16 protein-coding genes are annotated in these 20,075 nt (G+C 74.0%); 3 read left to right on the forward strand and 13 right to left on the reverse strand.

Annotated elements, in window-relative coordinates; all coding sequences use genetic code 11:
- Positions 1–51 precede the first annotated feature (51 nt).
- Positions 52–2,547: an aminopeptidase N gene (gene pepN / locus ACIQBJ_RS28485; protein WP_400716120.1), complete on the reverse strand. Its 2,496-nt coding sequence runs from the start codon at positions 2,545–2,547 to the stop codon at positions 52–54.
- A 147-nt stretch (positions 2,548–2,694) separates the two neighbouring features.
- Here pepN and ACIQBJ_RS28490 point away from each other — a divergent pair, with 147 nt between their 5' ends.
- Positions 2,695–3,900: a TerD family protein gene (locus ACIQBJ_RS28490; RefSeq protein WP_400716330.1), complete on the forward strand. Its 1,206-nt coding sequence runs from the start codon at positions 2,695–2,697 to the stop codon at positions 3,898–3,900.
- 70 nt (positions 3,901–3,970) lie between these two features.
- On the opposite strand, the gene ACIQBJ_RS28495 is transcribed toward ACIQBJ_RS28490, so the two are convergent.
- Together ACIQBJ_RS28495 and pruA are read right to left on the reverse strand one after the other, a co-directional pair.
- Entirely contained in the window at positions 3,971–4,900 is a 930-nt protein-coding gene (locus ACIQBJ_RS28495; RefSeq protein ID WP_400716122.1) for a proline dehydrogenase family protein, read from the reverse strand.
- Between the two features lie 97 nt (positions 4,901–4,997).
- Positions 4,998–6,626, reverse strand: a complete 1,629-nt coding sequence (gene pruA, locus ACIQBJ_RS28500; RefSeq protein WP_400716124.1) for an L-glutamate gamma-semialdehyde dehydrogenase — start codon at positions 6,624–6,626, stop codon at positions 4,998–5,000.
- Between the two features lie 390 nt (positions 6,627–7,016).
- On the opposite strand from pruA, the gene ACIQBJ_RS28505 reads away from it, so the two are divergent.
- Positions 7,017–8,612: a PucR family transcriptional regulator gene (locus ACIQBJ_RS28505; protein ID WP_400716125.1), complete on the forward strand. Its 1,596-nt coding sequence runs from the start codon at positions 7,017–7,019 to the stop codon at positions 8,610–8,612.
- Between the two features lie 63 nt (positions 8,613–8,675).
- On the opposite strand, the gene ACIQBJ_RS28510 is transcribed toward ACIQBJ_RS28505, so the two are convergent.
- The 3 genes from ACIQBJ_RS28510 to ACIQBJ_RS28520 form a co-directional block, all read right to left on the reverse strand.
- On the reverse strand, positions 8,676–10,175 hold the full coding sequence (locus tag ACIQBJ_RS28510) for an alkaline phosphatase PhoX (RefSeq protein WP_400716127.1): 1,500 nt from the start codon (positions 10,173–10,175) through the stop codon (positions 8,676–8,678).
- 132 nt (positions 10,176–10,307) lie between these two features.
- Positions 10,308–11,399, reverse strand: a complete 1,092-nt coding sequence (locus ACIQBJ_RS28515) for a hypothetical protein (RefSeq protein WP_400716129.1) — start codon at positions 11,397–11,399, stop codon at positions 10,308–10,310.
- Between the two features lie 147 nt (positions 11,400–11,546).
- Positions 11,547–13,124 carry a hypothetical protein gene (locus ACIQBJ_RS28520; RefSeq protein ID WP_400716131.1) on the reverse strand — a complete coding sequence of 526 codons (1,578 nt, stop codon included), beginning with the start codon at positions 13,122–13,124 and terminating at the stop codon, positions 11,547–11,549.
- Between the two features lie 380 nt (positions 13,125–13,504).
- On the opposite strand from ACIQBJ_RS28520, the gene ACIQBJ_RS28525 reads away from it, so the two are divergent.
- Positions 13,505–14,830 (forward strand): MFS transporter, encoded by a 1,326-nt coding sequence (locus tag ACIQBJ_RS28525; RefSeq protein WP_400716133.1) that lies wholly within the window; start codon positions 13,505–13,507, stop codon positions 14,828–14,830.
- Between the two features lie 117 nt (positions 14,831–14,947).
- On the opposite strand, the gene ACIQBJ_RS28530 is transcribed toward ACIQBJ_RS28525, so the two are convergent.
- The 7 genes from ACIQBJ_RS28530 to sufD form a co-directional block, all read right to left on the reverse strand.
- A complete protein-coding gene (locus tag ACIQBJ_RS28530; RefSeq protein WP_400716135.1) occupies positions 14,948–15,427 on the reverse strand; it encodes a hypothetical protein in 480 nt (159 codons plus the stop codon).
- A gap of 81 nt (positions 15,428–15,508) precedes the next feature.
- Positions 15,509–15,796 (reverse strand): metal-sulfur cluster assembly factor, encoded by a 288-nt coding sequence (locus ACIQBJ_RS28535; protein ID WP_400716332.1) that lies wholly within the window; start codon positions 15,794–15,796, stop codon positions 15,509–15,511.
- 166 nt (positions 15,797–15,962) lie between these two features.
- Positions 15,963–16,415, reverse strand: a complete 453-nt coding sequence (gene sufU / locus ACIQBJ_RS28540; RefSeq protein WP_285735340.1) for a Fe-S cluster assembly sulfur transfer protein SufU — start codon at positions 16,413–16,415, stop codon at positions 15,963–15,965.
- A 12-nt stretch (positions 16,416–16,427) separates the two neighbouring features.
- Positions 16,428–17,690, reverse strand: a complete 1,263-nt coding sequence (locus ACIQBJ_RS28545; protein WP_400716334.1) for a cysteine desulfurase — start codon at positions 17,688–17,690, stop codon at positions 16,428–16,430.
- Positions 17,691–17,701: 11 nt separating this feature from the next.
- Positions 17,702–18,466 (reverse strand): Fe-S cluster assembly ATPase SufC, encoded by a 765-nt coding sequence (gene sufC / locus ACIQBJ_RS28550; protein WP_400716138.1) that lies wholly within the window; start codon positions 18,464–18,466, stop codon positions 17,702–17,704.
- Positions 18,467–18,472: 6 nt separating this feature from the next.
- Positions 18,473–18,790, reverse strand: coding sequence for a non-heme iron oxygenase ferredoxin subunit (locus ACIQBJ_RS28555; protein WP_111552928.1), 318 nt, complete (start codon positions 18,788–18,790; stop codon positions 18,473–18,475).
- On the reverse strand, positions 18,787–20,019 hold the full coding sequence (gene sufD / locus ACIQBJ_RS28560; protein ID WP_400716140.1) for a Fe-S cluster assembly protein SufD: 1,233 nt from the start codon (positions 20,017–20,019) through the stop codon (positions 18,787–18,789). The genes ACIQBJ_RS28555 and sufD overlap by 4 nt, the downstream gene beginning before the upstream one ends.
- Between the last annotated feature and the right edge of the window lie 56 nt (positions 20,020–20,075).

Consider the following 20,075-nt stretch of genomic DNA (forward strand, 5'->3'; position numbering starts at 1 on the left):
GCACCGGATCCTCCCGGTGCCCCGCCCCTCCCGCTCTTGTTCCCCCCGGCGTCAGCCGCCGAAGGCCGCGCGGACGGCGCGGGTGCGGCGCAGGTCGTCGGTGGAGTCGGCGAGGTTGCGGCGCAGGGCCGGCGACAGGGCCGGGTCGGCGAGGGCGGTCTCGGCGGCGGCGATCACCTCGGGGGTGGCCTGGTCGACCGGGTAGAGCGCCTGGCCGAGCAACTGGGCGATGATGTCGCCGCGTTCGGCGGCCTCGCCGATCCGCTCGAAGAAGCGCAGCGCGTACCGGGCCCGGCCCGCGGGGTCGCCGGAGGCCCAGAAGCCGCGGGCGGTGGCCTCCAGCAGCCGGTTGGACACCGCGTCGGGGGTGAACAGCAGGTGCCAGGCGGCGGCCTTGGCCTCGTCGGCGGGGAGCGCGGCCCGGCAGCGGGCGGCCCCGTACTCGGCCTCGGTGCCGGGTGCGAGGGCGAGTTCGGCGGCGATCGCGTCCTCGTCGAGCGCGCCGAGCGCGGCCAGCCGGGCCAGTCCGGCCCAGCGCAGTTCCGCTCCGAGGGACAGTCCGGCGGGCAGGCCCTCGCCGGCCAGCCAGCCGTTCAGCTCGGCGAGTTGCTCGTCCCCGCCGCTGCTCTCGACGGCGGCGCGGAACGCGGCCAGCCGGATGCCCTGGCTGCCGCCGTCGGCGAGCAGCGCACGGGCGGTGCGGCTGACGGCGGCGAGTCCGGCGGTGCGGGCCGCGCCGGTGAGGTGGCGGCCGACGACGTGGGTCCGGGCGAAGCCGAGCACCGTCTCGACGATGACGTCGCAGCGTTCGGCGGGCAGGTGGCGCTCCATCAGGGCGAGGTACCCGGCGGGGTCGAGTTCGGCGTCCCGGACCAGGTCGCGGGCGTGTTCCCAGAGCACGGCCCGGGTGACGTCGTCCTGGACGGACGACAGCGACTCGGTGACGGCCCGCCAGGAGTCCGCGTCCAGCCGGATCTTGGCCCAGGCCAGGTCGCCGTCGTTGGGGACGGCCCACTGGGCGCCGGCCGCGACGAGTGCGGGGACGGCGACCCGCCGCCCGGGGCCGATCTCGACCTCGGCGGCGGCCACCGGCACGGCCCGGCCGTCGACGGTCCGGTAGCCGCCGATCCGGGCCAGGTGCGGCCGTTCGCCCTCGTTGACGACGGTGAGCGCGGTGAGGGTGCCGTCGGCGTCCCGTTCGGCCTCGGCCCGGAGGGTGTCGACGCCGCTGGTGCGCAGCCAGGCGTCGGCCCAGCTGTGCACGTCGCGGCCGCTGCTGGTCGCCAGCGCGCCGAGGAAGTCGGCGAGTTCGGCGTTGCCGTAGAGGTGGTCGGCGAAGTAGGCGTTCAGGCCGGCGAAGAAGGCGTCGTCGCCGAGCCAGGCGACGAGCTGGCGCAGGACCGAGGCGCCCTTGGCGTAGGAGATGCCGTCGAAGTTGACCATCGCCTCGGCGACCGAGCGGGTGCCGTTGCCGGCCACGGGGTGGGTGGAGCCGCGCTGGTCGGCGTCGTAGCCCCAGCCCTTGCGCTGGACGGAGAAGCCGGTCCAGGTGCCGGTGAAGCGGGTGGACTCGGCGGCGATCCGGTAGCCGAGCATCTCGGCGAAGGACTCGTTCAGCCACAGGTCGTCCCACCAGCGCATGGTGACCAGGTCGCCGAACCACATGTGGGCCATCTCGTGGCAGACCACCATGGCGCGGCGCTCGCGCTCGGCCTCGGTGGCGGCCGAGCGGAACAGCATCTCGTCGCGGAACACCACGCAGCCGGGGTTCTCCATCGCGCCCCAGTTGAACTCGGGCACGAAGGCCTGGTGGTAGTCGCCGAACGGGTAGCGCTCGTCGAAGAGTTCGTGCAGCCGGTCCAGCGAGGCCCGGGTGACCTCGAACAGCTCGGGGGCCTCGCGGTCGAGTTCGGCGGCCAGCGAGCGGCGGGCGTGCAGGCCGAGCGGGATGCCGTCGTGCTCGGCGAAGACCGAGTGCAGCGGGCCGGCCACCACCGTGAACAGGTAGGTGGAGATCGGCTTGGTGGCAGCGAACTCCCAGTGCCCGCCGTCGGACTTGACCCGGGTGCCGTTGGAGACCAGCGTCCAGTCCTCGGGGGCGGTGGCGGTGAGCGTGATCGGGGCCTTCAGGTCGGGCTGGTCGAAGCAGGCGAACACCTTGGCCGCCAGGTCGGGCCCGCAGGTGGCGTACAGGTAGACCGCGTCGTCGGCCGGGTCGGTGTAGCGGTGCAGGCCCTCGCCGGTGCGCGAGTAGCGCATCTCGGCCTCGACCAGCAGCTCGTTCTCGGCCCGCAGGCCGGGGAGGGCGAGCCGGTTGCCGTCCAGCGCGGACACGTCCAGCGGCTGCCCGTTCAGGACGGCGCGGCGCAGGGTCTCCGGTTCGAGGTCGACGAAGCTGTCGGCGCCGGGTTCGGCGCATCCGAACCGGATCAGGGTGGTGCTGCCGAACCGGTCCGGGCCGCGGGTCAGGTCGAGGTCGACGGTGTAGCCGCGGACCTCCAGGAGTCGGGCACGGACAGTGGCTTCGGATCGTTGCAGTGCTGGCATGACCGCATGCTCGCCGAGGCCGCCCGGCCCCGGCAAGCGCCCGGGCCCGGATTCGCTCGCGGCGTACCCCGCGGGGCGGGGGCCGTTGGCTAGGGTGAGCACGGCCGGGCACGGCGGTGAGACGAGGAGGAGCACGTGACGACGGATCTGGTGCAGGGCGGCAACGCCTCCCTGGGGACGGCCCGGGTGGTGGTGGAGGTCACCGCGCCCAAGCGGCTGGACGTCTCGGGGCTGCTGCTCACCCAGGCGGGCAAGGTCCGTTCGGACGCCGACTTCGTGTTCTTCAACGCCCCGCAGGGCCCGGGGGTGACGCACCGTCCGGCGTCCGGCAGCGCCCCCGACGCGATCGCGGTGGACACCGCGGCGGTGCCCGCCGACATCACCCGGATCGTGGTGACCGCCTCACTCGACGACCAGGGGGCCACCTTCGCGGGCACCGAGCCGACGGCGACCCTGCGGGACGCCGACAGCGGCCGCGAACTGTTCACCTTCACCCCGCCCCGGCTGTCCCGGGAGACCGCCCTGGTGGTGGTCGAGGTCTACCGGCGCGGGGCGGAGTGGAAGGTCCGCGCGGTCGGCCAGGGCTACGCGGACGGGCTGGCCGGCATCGCCACCGACTTCGGCGTCTCGGTCGAGGAGCCCGCCGCGAGCCCGGCCACCGTGCCCCCGGCGCCGCCCGCTCCCCCGGCGGCCCCGCCCGCCCCGCCGATGCCCGCCGCCGCCCCGCAGGGCGGCTCGGTGCCGCCGCCGATGCCGTCCGGCTCACCCGCCGTCGGCAAGATCACCCTGGACAAGGGCCGGGTCAACCTGGTCAAGGGCGGCTCGGTGTCGCTGGAGAAGGCCGGGCAGCCGTTCCTGTCCGCCGTCCGGATGGGCCTGGGCTGGGAGCCCGCCGGGCACGGCCGCAACATCGACCTGGACGCCTCCGTCATCGCCTTCGACGCCCAGCGCGGCAAGCTGGAGACGGCCTGGTTCATGAAGCTCCAGGTCTTCAACGGCGCGATCGCCCACTCCGGCGACAACCTGACCGGCCGGGGCGGCGGCGACGACGAGTCCATCACCGTCCACCTGGGCGGCCTGCCCCCCGAGGTCTGCGGCCTGGTCTTCGTCGTCAACTCCTTCTCCGGCCAGAAGTTCACCGACGTCAAGAACGCCTACTGCCGCCTGACCGACGCGGGCACCGGCGAGGAACTGGTCCGCTTCGACCTCACCCACGCCGAGCCCCGCACCGGCGTCGCCATGTGCAAGCTCGTCCGCCAGTTCTCCGGCGAGTGGGTGATGACCGCCCTCGGCGAGTACGTGGACGCCAAGACGGCCCGCTCCATGGTCAAGCCCGCCGCCGCCATGCTCTGACGCCCCCGCACGCCGAAGGGCCCGTGACGCGACGTCACGGGCCCTTCGGCGCCGAGGAGTCGACGGTGCGTCAGCCGCGGGTGGCCATCGCGCGCAGGAAGAAGGTCAGGTTGGCGGGGCGCTCCGCGAGGCGGCGCATGAAGTAGCCGTACCACTCCTGCCCGTACGGCAGGTAGACCCGCATGGTGTTGCCGGCCTCGGCGAGGCGGAGCTGCTCCTCGGGGCGGATGCCGTAGAGCATCTGGTACTCGAACGACGTGACGTCGCGCTTGTTCCACTCGGCGAGCTGCCCGGCGATCTTGATCATGTTGGGGTCGTGCGAGGCCACCATGGGGTAGCCCTCGCCGGCCATCAGGACCTTGAGCGCGCGGACGTAGGCGAGGTCGACCTCGCGCTTGCCCTGGAAGGCCACCGTCTCGGGCTCCTTGTAGGCGCCCTTGCAGATCCGCACCCGGGAGCCCTCGTGGGCCAGGTCGCGGCAGTCGGCCTCGGTGCGCCGCAGGTACGCCTGCAGGACGACGCCCAGCCACGGGAAGTCGGCGCGCAGTTCGCGGGCGATGGCCAAGGTGGAGTCGGTGGTGGTGTGGTCCTCCATGTCGAGGGTCACCGTGGTGCCGACCGCGGCCGCGGCCTCGCAGATCCGCCGGGCGTTCTCCAGCGCGATCTTCTCGCCGTCCACCGGCAGGAACTGGCCGACGGCGGAGAGCTTGACCGACACCTCGGCGTTCGCGGCCAGGCCGGTCTCGCCGAGCGCGGTCAGCAGGTGCTCGTAGGCGAGCGCGGTGCCGGCCGCCTGCTCGGCGTCCTTGGTGTCCTCGCCGAGGTGGTCGAGGGTGACCTTGCGACCGCTGGCGACCAGGGTCTCGGTCGCGGCGATGCCCTGGTCGAGCCGCTCGCCGGCGACGAAGCGCTCGACGATCGCGTGGGTGGGCGGGAACTTCTCGACCATGGTGCGCACCTGCGGGGAGCGCGAGGCGGCGAGGAGGGCGGAACGGAGCATCGTGGACTCCCGGCGAGGACGGATCGGCTGGCGGACCAACCGGCGGAGAAGGGGGACGGCCGGCCGGGGGTGGTGGCCGGCCGTCGGGCGGGCTCGGTCAGCCCATGTGCGGGTAGCGGTAGTCCGTCGGCGGGACGAACGTCTCCTTGATGGACCGGGTGGAGGTCCAGCGGGTCAGGTTCTGCTTGGCGCCGGCCTTGTCGTTGGTGCCGGAGGCCCGGCCGCCGCCGAAGGGCTGCTGGCCGACGACGGCGCCGGTCGGCTTGTCGTTGATGTAGAAGTTGCCGGCCGCGTTCCGCAGCACCCGCATCGCGTGCTCGACCGCGGTGCGGTCCTGGGCGATGATCGAGCCGGTCAGGCCGTAGGAGGAGACCGACTCCATCTGGGCCAGCGTCTCCTCGTACTTCTCGTCCTCGTACACGTGCACGGCGAGGATCGGGCCGAAGTACTCGTCGCGGAAGTACTCGGCCGCCGGGTCCTCGCAGACCAGCACGGTCGGGCGGACGAAGTAGCCGACCGAGTCGTCGTAGGTGCCGCCGGCCAGGATCTCGACCTTCGGGTCGGCGGCGGCGCGGTCGATCGCGGCCTTGTTCTTGGCGAAGGAGCGCTCGTCGATGACGGCGCCCATGAAGTTGGCGAGGTCGGTGACGTCGCCCATGGTCAGCCACTCGACCTCGTCGCGGAAGTCGTCCTTGATCTCGGCCCAGAGCGAGGCCGGGACGTAGGCGCGGGACAGCGCCGAGCACTTCTGGCCCTGGTACTCGAAGGCGCCGCGGGTCATCGCGGTCTTCAGCACGGCCTTGTCGGCGGACGGGTGGGCGACCAGGAAGTCCTTGCCGCCGGTCTCGCCGACGATCCGCGGGTAGGTGCGGTAGCCGGCGATGTTCTCGCCGACCGTGCGCCACAGGTGCTGGAAGGTCGGGGTGGAGCCGGTGAAGTGGATGCCGGCCAGCGCGGGGTGCTTCAGCGCGACCTCGGAGACGGCCAGGCCGTCGCCGGTCACCATGTTGATGACGCCCTTGGGCAGGCCCGCGGCCTCCAGCAGGCGCATCAGGTAGTGCGCGGCGAACTGCTGGGTGGGCGACGGCTTCCAGATCACCACGTTGCCCATCAGCGCGGGCGCGGTCGGCAGGTTGCCGGCGATCGCGGTGAAGTTGAACGGGGTGATCGCGTAGACGAAGCCCTCCAGCGGACGGTGGTCGGTGCGGTTCCACACGCCGTCCGAGGAGATCGGCTGCTCGGCCAGGATCTGCCGGGCGAAGTGCACGTTGAAGCGCAGGAAGTCGACCAGCTCGCAGGGGGTGTCGATCTCGGCCTGCTGGGCGGTCTTGGACTGGCCCAGCATGGTGGCCGCGGCGAGGGTCTCCCGCCACGGGCCGGCCAGCAGGTCCGCGGCGCGCAGGAAGATCGCGGCGCGGGAGTCGAAGGAGAGCGCCTGCCAGGCCGGGGCGGCGGCCAGCGCGGTGTCGACGGCCTCGCGGGCGTCGTCCTGGGTGGCGTTGCGCAGCGTGCCGAGCCGGGCCGCGTGGTTGTGCGGCTGCACGACGTGGATCTCGGAGCCGCCGCCGAGGCGCTGCTGCCCGTCGATCGTCATGGTGAGCTGGATCGGCCCCTGGCCGCCCAGTTCCTTCAGCTTGGCCTCCAGGCGGACCCGCTCGGGGCTGCCGGGGGCGTAGCTGTGGACCGGCTCGTTCACCGGCACGGGGACCTGGGTCACAGCATCCATGGCGCACGCTCTCCTTCTCGTCATGGGGCAGCGGCGGGGTCGCACGCCGGCCACGGAGAACGCTATTCCCCGTCCCGGGCCGCTTCTGTTGGCCGGGACGCCAAATTCCCCCGCACGCCGTTGTCCGGCCGGACGAAGGCCGTCACGCCCCGGTCACGGCCGCCCTTCCGCTGTCCGGTTCACCAGGACCGACCGGCACATGGAGGGCGGCGTCGCGGGCCGATGGCTGTCGCCCGGACGGCTTCTCCTCGGTCGCCGTGGCTCCGCCACGGCTCCCTCGTCGGCACCGCCCGGACTCGGCCCTCCCCCCGCTCCTTCTCCCACCCTCCATGTGCCGGTCGGTCTAAACTCGGCCCCCGGTTCCTGTCCGACCCGACGAAGGACCCCTCGATGACCGGCCTGCCCCTGCGCCAGCTGCTGATGTCGCTCGGCGAACCCCTGGTGGAGCTCCAGGCCGCCCCGGCCGGTCTCGACGTCCCGGTCCGGGACGTCGCGATCCTCGACCCGGAGGACCCGCCGACCGCCGCGCCGGGCGAGCTGGTCCTCGCCATCGGCGCCCGCGGCCGGGCCGCGCTGCCCGCGCTGCGCGCCGCCGGCCGGGCCCGGGCCGCCGCCGTCGCCGTCAAGCTCGACGGGCCCGGCCAGGCCGACGCGCTGCGCGAGGCCGCCACCGAGGCCGGGGTGGCGCTGCTCTCGGTGCGCCGGGAGACCCGCTGGGAGCACCTCGACTCGCTCGCCCGCACCCTGCTCACCGGGTCGGACGGCGCCGAGCCGGGCGAGTCCGCCAGCGGCGACCTGTTCTCGCTCGCCCAGACGGTGGCCGTCCTCACCGGCGGCATCGTCTCGATCGAGGACACCTCCAGCCGGGTGCTGGCGTACTCCCGGACCTCGGAGACCGACGAGGTCGACGACCTGCGCCGGCTCTCCATCCTCGGCCGCCAGGGCCCCGAGCCGTACCTGGCCAGGCTCCGCGAGTGGGGCGTCTTCTCGCACCTGCGCGGCTCCGAGGGCGCGATCGAGATCGCCGCCCACCCGGAGCTGGGCATCCGCCGCCGGCTGGCCATCGCGATCCGCTCCGGCGCGCAGCCGCTGGGCACCATCTGGGTGCAGGAGGGCTCCCGCCCGCTCACCGACACCGCCGAGCAGGCGCTGGTCGGCGCCGCCCGGGTCGCGGCCGCCCAACTGGTGCGCCGTCGCCGGGAGTTGTCGGCGGACGCCCGGCTCACCCAGACCCTGCTGACCGGCCTGCTGGAGGGCTCCACCGGCCCCCAGTCGCTGGCCACCCACCTCGGCCTGGACCTGCGCCGCCCCGCCACCGTGCTGGCCTACGCGCCCGCCGCCACCGACGGCCGGGACGCCGAGCTCTCCCGCGAGGAGGTCACCGGCCTGATCTCGGTGCACACCGCCGCCCGGCACCGCGGCGCGCTGCTCGCCCCGGTCGACTCCCGGGTCTACGTGCTGCTGCCCGACCTGCCGCCGAACCTGCCGCCCGCCACCCTGCGGGACTGGACCCAGGAGGCGGTGGACGCCGCCCGCGACCACCTCTCCATCCCGCTGCGGGCCGCGATCGGCCCCACCGTCCCGGGCCTGGCCGCGGTCCCCGAGTCCCGGGCCCAGGCCGACCGGATCCTCGACGCGATGGGCCGCGGCGGGGTCGTCCCGGACGTCGCCGCCCTCCAGGACGTCCAGGCCGAGGTGCTGGTCTCCGAGGTGCTGGCCCTGCTGCAGGACCGCCCCGCCCTGCGCGACCCCCGCCTGACCGCCCTGACCGCCTACGACGCCCGGCACCACACCCGCCTCGCCGAGTCCGTCCTCGCCTACCTGGACGCCCTCGGCGAGGTCCGGGCCGCCGCCGACGCCCTGCACATCCACCCCAACACGCTGCGGTACCGGGTCCGCCGGGCCGAGCAGCTGACCGGCCTCGACCTGGCCCAGCCCCGGCAGCGCCTGCTCGCCATGCTGCAGTTGCGGCTCGCCGAGTCCTGAACGCACCCGGGCCCCGCGCCCCTGTGCGGGGGGCGCGGGGCCCGGGCGGGTCTCGACGGCGCGTCACATGCGGTGCCACGGCCCGGTGATCGCGAGCATGATGCCGGGCTCCTGGATGTTCGCGAACAGCGTCCGCCCGTCGTGCGAGAAGGTCACGCCGGTGAACTCGCTGAACTCCGGCGCCTCCGCGGTGCCGAGGTTGAGCTCGTTGCGGGCCAGCGCGTAGGTGCGGCCGTCCGTGGTGGTGCCGAACAGGTGCTGCAGGCCGTTGCCGTCCTCGGCGATGATCAGGCCGCCGTGCGGCGAGACGGTGATGTTGTCCGGGCCGTCGAAGTTGCCCTTGTCGGCCCAGATGTCGTTGTTGACGCCGAGGATGACCTTCAGGGTCAGCGTGCGGCGGACCGGGTTGTAGAACCAGACCTGGCCGTCGTGCGGCAGCGGCGACTCCTCGCGGGCGAACGAGGAGACGAAGTAGATGCCGTTGTCACCCCACCACATGCCCTCCAGCTTGCGGGCCCGGGTGATCTCGCCGTCCTTGAACTGCTTGCGGATCGAAGTGGTCCGGGCGTCCCGGTCCTGCACCTTGACCCAGTCGGCGCCGTACGTGGTGCCGGGCTTGGTGGCCCGGGACAGGTCGTCGACCAGCTTGCCCTGGGAGTCGAACGCCTTGAGCGCCTCGAACGCGCCGGCGTCGGCGGCCAGCGTGCGCAGCTTGCCCTTGCCGTGGCGGAAGCCGGCCGGCGGGGTCCAGCGGTAGAGCAGGCCGTTCGGCTTGGAGGCGTCCTCGGTCAGGTAGGCGTGGCCGCGCTTCTCGTCGATGACGACGGCCTCGTGCGCGAACCGGCCGAAGGCCTTGATCGGCTGCGGGTTCCGGTTGGCGTCCTGGTCGCGCGGGTCGACCTCGAAGACGTAGCCGTGGTCCTTGGTGAAGCCGTTGGTGCCGGCCTTGTCCTCGGTCTCCTCGCAGGTCAGCCAGGTGTTCCACGGGGTGGCGCCGCCGGCGCAGTTGGTGGCGGTGCCGGCGATGCCGACCCACTCGCGGACCTGGCGCCCGCCGTGCCCGTGGCCCTTGCCGTGCTCGTCGTCGCGGCCGTGGCCGCGGCCGGAGACCTCGACGACGGTGCAGCCGCCGGCCGCGGCCGGGTCGTAGACGAAGCCGTCCAGCAGCGGCACCGGGTGCGGCCACTTGGACCGCGGACCGGCCAGCTCGTGGTTGTTGACCAGCAGGGTCGCGCCGTGGCGGCCCTCGAACGCGGCGGTGCCGTCGTGGTTGCTGGGCGTGGTCTCGCCGGTGACCAGCGTGGTCTTCCCGGAGTGCGTGATGATCTCGTACGAGAAGCCCTTGGGCAGCGCCAGGACGCCCGCCGGGTCGGACACCAGCCCGCCGTAGCCGACCGCGGTGTGCCCGCCCTTGGCGAGGGCGGCGTCGACGGGGGCCTCGCCGCCCGCGGGGGCGGCGATCGCGCCGGGCGCGGTGGCCAGCACCTCGGCGCTGCCGGCGATCAGCACGCCTGCCCCGAGCATGGTGGAACGGTTCACGAAGTCCCGGCGGGACAGCGACATGACGGTCACTCCTGGAGGAGGGGGTGTGCTTCGGTGTCCGTCAGAGTCCGGGCCCCGGATGAACCGGGCGTGAATCGGACACGTCCTCCGCGTGCCGATTTACCGACCATAAACACACCCATGACCAGGGCTTTACCGACGCGGCAGGTGCTGGGTACGCTCGACCCGCCACAGCTCCCAGGCCGTCAGCCAGGCCTCCTCGGTGCCCGACGGGAGCTCCGGCGTCCCGCCCGCCCACAGCCGCTCCCAGGCCCGCTGCGCGGGCAGGCTCGGTACCTCGCTGGCGAACGCCGTGAACCGGACGACCTCCTCGACGGCGGCCGCGCCCTCCGCCGTCCCGCTCAGCCAGTCGGCGTGGTGCGCCAGCCGGCTCAGGTGGTTGACCATCGAGGCGACCGCCCCGTCCGCCTCCTCCCGGGTCTCCGAGGCCAGCCGCATCTGCTGCCGCACCGCCGTCTCCCAGTGCTCCCGCCGCTCCTCGCCGCGCAGCCGCCGCGGCAGCCGGGGCGAGCGGCCCGCCCGCAGCCGGGCCTCCCGCGCCACCGCCCGCGCGATGCCCTGCTCCACCAGGGCGCGGTGCGCCTCCAGCCCCAGGACGGCGGGCTCCGGCGCGGGGCCCGGCCGGGCGGCCCGCCGCTCGGCGAGCTGCCGCAGCTGCGCGGTCCGGCCGAGCAGGTAGTGCTCGAAGTCCAGGATGCGGCGCAGCTCCACCGCGCCCGGCTCGACGCCGCGGCCGGTCACCGTCACGGTCGCGCCGTCCACCCGCAGCCGGCCGGCCCAGACCGTGCCGTGGCCGGCCGCGGTCCGCGAGTCCTCGTGCACCTGCACCGCGCGCGGCTCCCCGTCCACGGTGATCCACTCGCGCAACGCCCTTACCCGGACCGGGACTTCGCCCTCGTCGACGCCGAGGTGGTCGTAGACCCGGTCGCGCTCGTCCTCGACCACGTCCTCCAGGTCCGGCAGCGGGCCGCCCAGCTCCGCGCCCGCGCGGTGCGTGCGCACCGTGACGTACGGGCCGTGCTCCGCGCTCCAGTCGCCGGAGCGGATCTCCACCGCCTCCAGGACGCCGTTCCCGACCTGGTACTCGGCCAGCGCCCCGCCCGCGTCCCGCACCCAGCCGAACACCGGGAAGTCCGCGCCGGCCAGCACCTGCCGGCTGTACTCCTCCTGTGCGGAGTAGCCGGCCTCGACGTCGACCGGCCCGTTCGTGTGCTGCCTCTTCATCCCTCGACGCACCCCCGGCACTTCACCACCACGGTTCCCCGCCGGGCGGGCCCGGCGGTGGCCCCACCTTACGGCCCGGGGAACCTGTCGATCCATCAGGTCGCGCAAACCCCGGGAACGGACCGGGGCGGACCGGGGCCGGGCGGCTCAGCGCCCGGCGCGCAGCGAGCGGGCCTTGACCGCCGCCCGGCGGGCCTCCTTGGCGACCTTGCGGTCCAGGTGGAGCTCGCCGACGATCTCCAGGATCTCGGCCGTCATGGGGTGCGGCACCCGCCAGACCTCGCCGAAGTAGCTGGCCGGGTTGTCGGTGACCGGCAGGTCCGCGACCAGGGCCTGCAGCCGGCCGCCCTCGCCCGCGCTGATCAGCAGGACCGCCGCCATCGAGTCGATCATCCGCCAGAGCGCGACCCCGCGTTCGGCGGCGGCGACGTCCGCGCCGCGGGCCCGCAGCCACTCCCGGGCCAGGCCGCCCAGCTCGTCGTCGTCGACCACCTCCTCGACGGCGGGCGCGGCCTCCGCGCCGAGCTCGCCCAGGCCCGCCACGCACCAGTAGCGGCGCACCGGGGACTGCACGTCCCGGCCCCGGCCGCCGGCCAGCAGCTCGCGGGCCGCGTCCAGCGGTTCGCGGGCGGCGACCCACGCCTTCAGCTCGGCCTCGGCGAACACCTGGCCGTTCTCGGCGAGGGCGCGCAGCAGCGCCGGTCCGTCGCTGTCGGCGAGGTCGCCGATCAGCGGGGCGTCGTAGCCGTCGGCGAGCAGCCACTCGCGCACCGCGTACTGGCCGAGCGGGGTGAGCCGGACGGTGCCGAAGCGGGCCGCGTCCTCGTCGCTGAGCGGGCCGTCGCCGTCGGCGGCCCCGTCGCCCTCGGCCTCCTCGAACAGGTCGGGGTCGATCGGGGTGTGCTCGACCACGCCGAGTTCGGCGAGGTCGCCGAGCATCGGATCGAGGACCACCATCAGGTCGGTGATCTCGCCGAGCATCTCCTCGTCCGGCTCCTCGCCGTCGGGGACGACCAGCAGCGCGGCGAGCACGCCCAGCGGCACGGTCTCGGCGCCGGACTCGGCGAACGCGGTGGTCTCGTAGAGGACGTGCAGCGCCTCGTCGAGGATCTCGGCGGCCTGGTCGCGGGCGTCCTCGACCTCGGCCAGGCCCTCGGAGTCGTCGCTGTCGCCGCCCTCGACCAGCTCGGGGTCGACGGACTCGGCCTCGGCGGCGAGTTCGCGGACCAGCTCGGCGGCCTCGAACCAGAGGCCGAGCACGGCCGCCGGGTCGCCGGACTCGACGGCCTCCAGGTCGGGGCCGGGGATCGCCACGTGCGCGCCGTCGTCGGTGGTGCCGGTCTCGACCAGGTCGAGGTCGCAGGCCAGCGCCCAGGCCCGCATCGCCTCGACCACGTCGTCCTCGTCCGGGTCCGCGGCGCCGAGCAGCCGGGCCGCGCCCACCCGGTCCTCCTCGGCCAGGTCGCCGTGCTCGTCGACGGCCCGGTGCGGGGCGATCCACCGGGCCAGCGCGATCACCTGGGCGATCAGCGGGACGGCCAGCGCGGCGTCGGCCAGCTCGCGGTCGGACGGGAGGACGATCGGCGGGATGACCACGGCCGTGTCGTCGGGGTCCTCCTCGCCGGACTGCGCGCCGTACAGGTCGGCCAGCTCGTAGTCGGCGGGGAGCAGGCCCGCGGTCTCGGACGGCTGCTGGTCAGGGGTGAAACGGCTTCGTCCGGCCATCGCGCGCGGTCTCCGTTGTCGTGGCAGGGCACCGCGGTCCGACGGGCGGTCCTCGCGGGGGTGGGCGTCGGGCCCGGCGGCGCGGGCCGGATGCGTGGCGGCCCGTCAACCCAGCGTATCGGCCGCCACCACCATGTGCCTGAGCTGGGCCTGCGTCCGCCCGAACGAGTGGGGACGTGCGGCCGAACGAGTGTCCGCGACGCCGTATCCTTCGGGGGGCGCCGCGCACCATCCCCGCGCGCGCCCCCGGGACCGGGAGCGACGAAGCCCCGAAACCCTGTATCACGCGCACACCCGCGACGTCCGGGCCGCTCCGCCATGCCGCCACTCCTGGCCTGGCCGGGTCCGGCGGCGCCCGGCCACACCAGGAGACCCCTGCCATGGCGGACCTCTCCCCCGCCGGCCCCGGCCCGAGCACCGCTCGGTACACCGGCCGCCGACTGTCGGAGGCCCTGCTTCCACTGGAGCTCGCCCCCCGCAAGCAGCTCCAGCTCGCCGCGATCAGCCGCTGGAACGCGCTGCGCGGCATCCGCGTCGGCCTGGTCGCGGCGGCCCTGCTGCTGCTGCTGATCGGCGCGAACCTCGCCACCCCGCTCTACCCGGTGCTGCAGCAGCGGCTCGGACTGAGCCCGCTGGACACCACCGTCCTGTTCACCGTCTACGTGTTCGCCCTGGTCCCGGTGCTGGCCGCGGTCGGCCACTGGTCGGACCACCTGGGGCGGCGGGCGCTGATCCTGCCCGCGGTGGCGCTGGCCGCCGTCGGCGACACCGTGTTCGCCACCGCCGGGTCGTTCTGGCAGCTGGCCGCCGGACGGGCCGTGCAGGGCGTCGCGGTCGGCCTGTCCACCGGTGCGGCCGGCGCCGCCCTCGGCGACCTGCTGCCGGACCGGCCCTCGCTGGCCGCCAAGCTGACGCTGGCCTGCTCGGCGGGCGGCGTGGCGCTGGGGCCGCTGGTCGGCGCCGCGCTGGCCGACCAGGAGCGGCCGCTGCTCGGGCCGTTCCTGCCGCACGCCGTCGCGCTGCTGGCGCTGTGCGTGCCGCTCGCCCTGGTGCACCCCCGGATGCCCGGCCCGCACCGGCCGCCGGCCTCGCCGCCGCGCGTCACCACCCCGGCCCACCTGCGGCCGCGGCGGCTGCGGCTGCCGCGCACCGGGCGCCGCGAGTTCCTGCTCGCCGCGGCGGCGGGCTTCGTCTCGTACGCGGTCTTCGGCGTCTACCTGGCGCTCGCCCCGGCGTTCTCCGCCACCCTGCTGCACAGCGACTCCCGGATGGCGGGCGCGGCGGTGGCGGCCCTGCTGCTGGGCTCCTCGGCCGCGGCGCAGCTGCTGGTCCCGCCGACCTCGGACCGGATCGTGGTCGCGGCGGGCCTGGTCGGCCTGGCCGCGGGCCTCGGCCTGCTGACGGCCGCCGCCGCCACCGGCACCCCGGCCCTGCTGTTCATCGGCAGCGTGCTGGCCGGCGTCTCCCAGGGCATCGCCTTCCGCTCCCTGTTCACCGCCGCCGTCGCCGCCCTCGACCCGGCCCGCCGCGGCAGCGAGCTCTCCGCCCTCTGGATCATCGTCTACCTGGGCTCCTCCGCCCCGATCATCGCCGTCGGCGCCCTCACCCGCAGCTACGGCCTCCTCCCGGCCGTCACCGCCTTCGCCCTCACCGCCGCCACCGCCGCCCTCGCCCTGGCCGCGACCGTCCTGCGCCGCCGGTCCTGACCCCGGACGGGCCGGCGGGGCCACCGGGGCAGTGCCGCGGGCGCTGACCACGGGCGCCCCGGGAACACCCCCGCTCCACGGCGGGGCGGCGGGCAGGCGCGCCGTCGGGCCGGGGCCTCAGCGGGCCCCCGGCCCTCCCAGGAAGAGGCCGAGCGCGGAGTCGGCGATCTCCAGCGCCCTGCCGGGGTCCGTGCTCGTCGCCGTGCTGCCGGTGCGCGGGCCGGCGGTCGGGGCCGGACGGCGCGCCGGGGCGGTCGGGCCGGTCCTGGGCCGCTTCCCGGCCGGGGCCGTACTCGAAGCCGTACTCGGGGCCGGCGCGGTGGCCTCCGGGGCGGGCGGCGCCTCCGGCGTGGCCGGGCCCGGCGGGCTCGCGGAGCCGGTGGCCGTCGGGGCCCCGGTCGGGGCGGCCGCCACCGCCGGGTCGCCGTCCGCCCCGTCGCCCGGGCGGCCGCCGAGCAGGGCCGCGCCGCCGCCGACCAGGAGGAGCGCCGCCGCCCCGGCGATCCGCAGCCGCCGCCCGCGCCGCCGCCGCTCGCGCTCGTGCCGTTCGGCCATCGCGGCCCAGTCCGGCCGCCCGTCACCCGCCCCGACCCTCATGGTCACCCAGTGTAGTCGGACGTGCACGGAAGAAGGGGCGGGAACCCGGAGGTTCCCGCCCCTGCTCCGACCGCTGCCGGGTCAGACGTTGAAGCCGAGCGCGCGGAGCTGGTCGCGGCCCTCGTCGGTGATCTTGTCGGGGCCCCACGGCGGCATCCAGACCCAGTTGATCCGGAGGTCCTTGACCAGGCCGTCGGTGGCGGTCCGGGCCTGGTCCTCGATCACGTCGGTGAGGGGGCAGGCCGCCGAGGTCAGCGTCATGTCGACGGTGGCGGTGTCGTCCTCGTCGACGTGCAGGCCGTAGATCAGGCCGAGGTTGACGACGTCGATGCCCAGTTCGGGGTCGACGACGTCCATCAGGGCCTCCATGAGGTCCTCGGTGGAGACCGTCCCGACGCTGGTGAAGGCACCCGGGCTGTCGGCGGCCTCGGGGGCGGGAGCCTCTGCGGCGGCGGCCTCGGCGGCCTCCTCGGCCGGAGCCTTGACGGCCTCGGCCGTCTCGTTCTCGCTCATGTGTCCAGTGTCCTTACGGGCGTCAGTCGGTGAGAGGGGGCTGGCCGCCGAGCGCCTTGGCGGTGGCGTCCTTCCAGGCCATCCAGCTGAGCAGGGCGCACTTGACCCGGGCCGGGTACTTGGAGACCCCGGCGAACGCGACGGCGTCCTCCAGCAGGTCCTCGTCGCCCTCGGACTGGCCCTTGCTCTGCATCAGTTCCAGGAAGGCCTCCTGGATCTGCTGGGCCTCGCCGACCGGCTTGCCGACCACCAGGTCGTTGAGCACGGAGGCGGAGGCCTGGCTGATCGAGCAGCCCTGCGACTCGTAGGAGACGTCCGCGACGACCGCGCCGTCGAGCCGCACCCGCAGGGTGATCTCGTCGCCGCAGGTCGGGTTGACGTGGTGGACCTCGGCGTCGCCGTCCCGCAGCCCCTTGCCGTGGGGGTTGCGGTAGTGGTCCAGGATGATCTCCTGGTACATCGAGTCGAGCTTCATGGGGCAGCCACCTCAGCCGAAGAAGTTGCGGACGTGGTGGAGGCCGTCGATCAGCGCGTCCACCTCGCCGGGCGTGGAGTACAGGTAGAACGACGCCCTGGTGGTCGCCGGAATTCCGTACCGCAGGCAGACCGGCCGTGCGCAGTGGTGGCCGACCCGGACGGCGATGCCCTGCTCGTCGAGGACCTGGCCGACGTCGTGCGGGTGGATGTCGCCGAGCGTGAAGGAGATCGCCGCACCGCGGTCGACGGCCGTGCGCGGGCCGATGATCCGCAGGTCGGGGACCTCCAGCAGGCGCTCGATCGCGTACGCGGTGATGGTGTGCTCGTGCTCCGCGACCCGGTCCATGCCGATCGCCGTCAGGTAGTCGACGGCCGCGCCGAGGCCGACGGCCTGGGCGATCGGCGGGGTGCCGGCCTCGAACTTGTGCGGGGCCGGGGCGTAGGTGGACGAGCCCATGGTGACGGTCTCGATCATCTCGCCGCCGCCGAGGAACGGCGGGAGGTCCTCCAGCAGCTCCTGGCGGCCCCAGAGCACGCCGATGCCGGTCGGCGCCAGCATCTTGTGGCCGGTGAAGGCGACGAAGTCGGCCTCCAGCGCCTGCACGTCGAGGACGGCGTGCGGGGCGGCCTGCGAGGCGTCGACGCAGACCAGCGCGCCCACCGACTGCGCCTTGCGGACGATGGTGTCCACCGGGTTGACGGTGCCGAGCAGGTTGGACACCAGCGTGACGGAGACGATCTTCGTCTTCTCGGTGATCAGCTCGTCGATGTTCGACAGGTCGAGCCGGCCGTCCTCGGTCAGGCCGAACCACTTCAGCTTCGCGCCGGTGCGCTGCGCGAGCAGCTGCCACGGCACGATGTTGGAGTGGTGCTCCATCTCGGTGATCACGATCTCCGAGTCGGCGTCGACCTTGTACGGCTCCTCGGCCCAACCCAGCATGTTGGCCACGAGGTTGAGCGACTCGGAGGCGTTCTTGGTGAAGATCACCTCGTTCCGGCTGGGCGCGTTGACGAAGGCCGCGACCTTGTCCCGGGCACCCTCGTACAGCGCGGTGGCCTCCTCGGCCAGCACGTGCACGCCGCGGTGGACGTTGGCGTTGTGCTGCTCGTAGTAGGCGTTCAGCGCCTCCAGCACCTGGCGCGGCTTCTGCGAGGTCGCCGCGTTGTCCAGGTAGACCAGCGGCTTCCCGTCGTGCAGCTGCCGGGACAGGATCGGGAAGTCCTTGCGGACGGCGTCGCCGAACTCCTGTGCGGCGGCGAGCCTTCCGGTCAGCGGGGTCGAGGTCACTCGGAAGCGCCGCCCTTCACGTAGCTCTCGTAGCCCTCTTCCTCCAGCTTGTCGGCGAGCTCGGCGCCGCCGGACTCGACGATCTTGCCGCCCGCGAAGACGTGCACGTGGTCGGGCTTCACGTAGCGGAGGATGCGGGTGTAGTGGGTGACCAGCAGGGTGCCGACCTCGCCGGTCGAGCGGACCCGGTTGATGCCCTCGGAGACGATCCGCAGCGCGTCGACGTCCAGGCCGGAGTCGGTCTCGTCGAGGATCGCGATCTTCGGCTTGAGCAGCTCCAGCTGGAGGATCTCGTGGCGCTTCTTCTCGCCGCCGGAGAAGCCCTCGTTGACGTTGCGCTCGGCGAACGCCGGGTCCATCGAGAGGGCGGCCATCGCCTCCTTGACCTCCTTGACCCACAGCCGGAGCTTGGGGGCCTCGCCGCGGACGGCGGTGGCGGCGGTGCGCAGGAAGTTGGAGACCGAGACGCCGGGCACCTCGACCGGGTACTGCATGGCCAGGAAGACGCCGGCCCGGGCCCGCTCGTCGACGGACATCTCCAGCACGTCCTCGCCGTCCAGCAGCACCTGGCCGCCGGTGACGGTGTACTTCGGGTGGCCGGCCAGCGAGTAGGCCAGGGTGGACTTGCCGGAGCCGTTCGGACCCATGATCGCGTGGGTCTCGCCCTGCTTGACCGTCAGGTCGACGCCCTTGAGGATCTCCCGCGGGCCGCCCTCCGCGTCGACGGAGACGTGCAGGTCGCGGATTTCAAGCGTTGCCATGGGTACTCAGTTCTCCTGGTTGACGGAGACGAGCACATCGTCCCCTTCGATCTTTACGGGGTAGACGGCGACCGGCCGGGTCGCGGGCAGCCCGGACGGCTTTCCGGTGCGCAGGTCGAAGCTGGAGCCGTGCAGCCAGCACTCGATCATGCAGTCCTCGACCTCGCCCTCGGAGAGCGAGACGTTGGCGTGCGAGCAGGTGTCGTTGATCGCGAACACGCCCTCGTCGGTGCGGACGACCGCCACCGGGACGCCGTTCAGCTCCACCTTCTTGGGCACGTCCTCCTGGAGGACGCTCAGCGCGCAGGCCCGGACGTAGCTCATGCCACCGTCCCTTCCAGCTCCGCCTCGATCTTCTCCAGCAGCCGGTCCTGGACCTCGGCGACGCCGATCTGCTGGACCAGCTCGGCGAAGAAGCCGCGGACCACCAGGCGGCGGGCCTCGTCGGCCGGGATGCCGCGGGACTGCAGGTAGAACAGCTGCTCGTCGTCGAAGCGGCCGGTCGCCGAGGCGTGGCCGGCGCCGACGATCTCGCCGGTCTCGATCTCCAGGTTCGGGACCGAGTCGACCCGGGCACCGTCGGTGAGCACCAGGTTGCGGTTGAGCTCGTAGGTGTCGGTGCCGAGCGCGGCGGCCCGGATCAGCACGTCGCCGATCCACACCGCGTGCGCGTCCTGGCCCTGCAGCGCGCCCTTGTAGGCGACGTTGGAGCGGCAGTGCGGGGTGTCGTGGTCGATCACCAGGCGGTGCTCCAGGTGCTGCCCGGCGTCCGCGAAGTACAGGCCGAACAGCTCGGCCTCGCCGCCGGGGGCGGCGTAGTTGACCCGCGGGTGCAGGCGGACCACGTCGCCGCCGAAGGTGACGACGACCGACTTGAAGGAGGCGTCCCGGCCGACCAGCGCGTTCTGCTGGGCGACGTGCACGGCGTCCCGGTCCCAGTCCTGGACCGAGACGAAGGTCAGCTTGGCGCCGTCGCCGACCAGCAGGTCGACGTTGGCGGCCCGGACGCCGGTGCCGGTGTGGTTCAGCACCACGACGGCCTCGGCGAACGGCTTGACCTCGACCACCACGTGCGCGAAGGCGGTGCCGCCCTCGCCGTGGACGTCGATCCGGACCGGCTCGGTGAGCGCCGTCTCCTTGGGGACGGTCACCACCAGGGCCTGCTCGAAGGCGCTGAACGCCTGCGCGGCGACCCGGTCCACCGGGGTGCCGGCCTTGCCGACCCGGGCGTCGTCCCGGCCGACCAGCTCGGAGGTGACGCCCTCCGGCAGGCCCAGCTCGATCTTGTCGGTGCCCTTGGCGGCTTCCAGCGCCTTGCCGTCGTGCAGGCCGCCGAGGCGGTGCAGCGGGGTGAACCGCCAGTCCTCCTCGCGGCCGGTCGGCGCCGGGAAGTCGTTGACGTCGAAGGACGGCTTGACGGCGACCCGGGCGTCGATCGGCTGCCGGACGCTGTCGCGCCCGGTGCCCGGGCCGGCGAGCTGCGCGCCGGCGACGGCGGTGCCGACCTCGATCGAGCCGGCGGTGGTGGAGCCGGGGGTGTTCTGCTCAGCCATGGCTGTTCGTGTTGCTCTCTTTCGGAAACGGTCGACGGGGGGCGGGTACTGACGGC

Origin of the sequence: Kitasatospora sp. NPDC088391 (assembly GCF_044753345.1) — a bacterium.
Taxonomy (GTDB): domain Bacteria; phylum Actinomycetota; class Actinomycetes; order Streptomycetales; family Streptomycetaceae; genus Kitasatospora.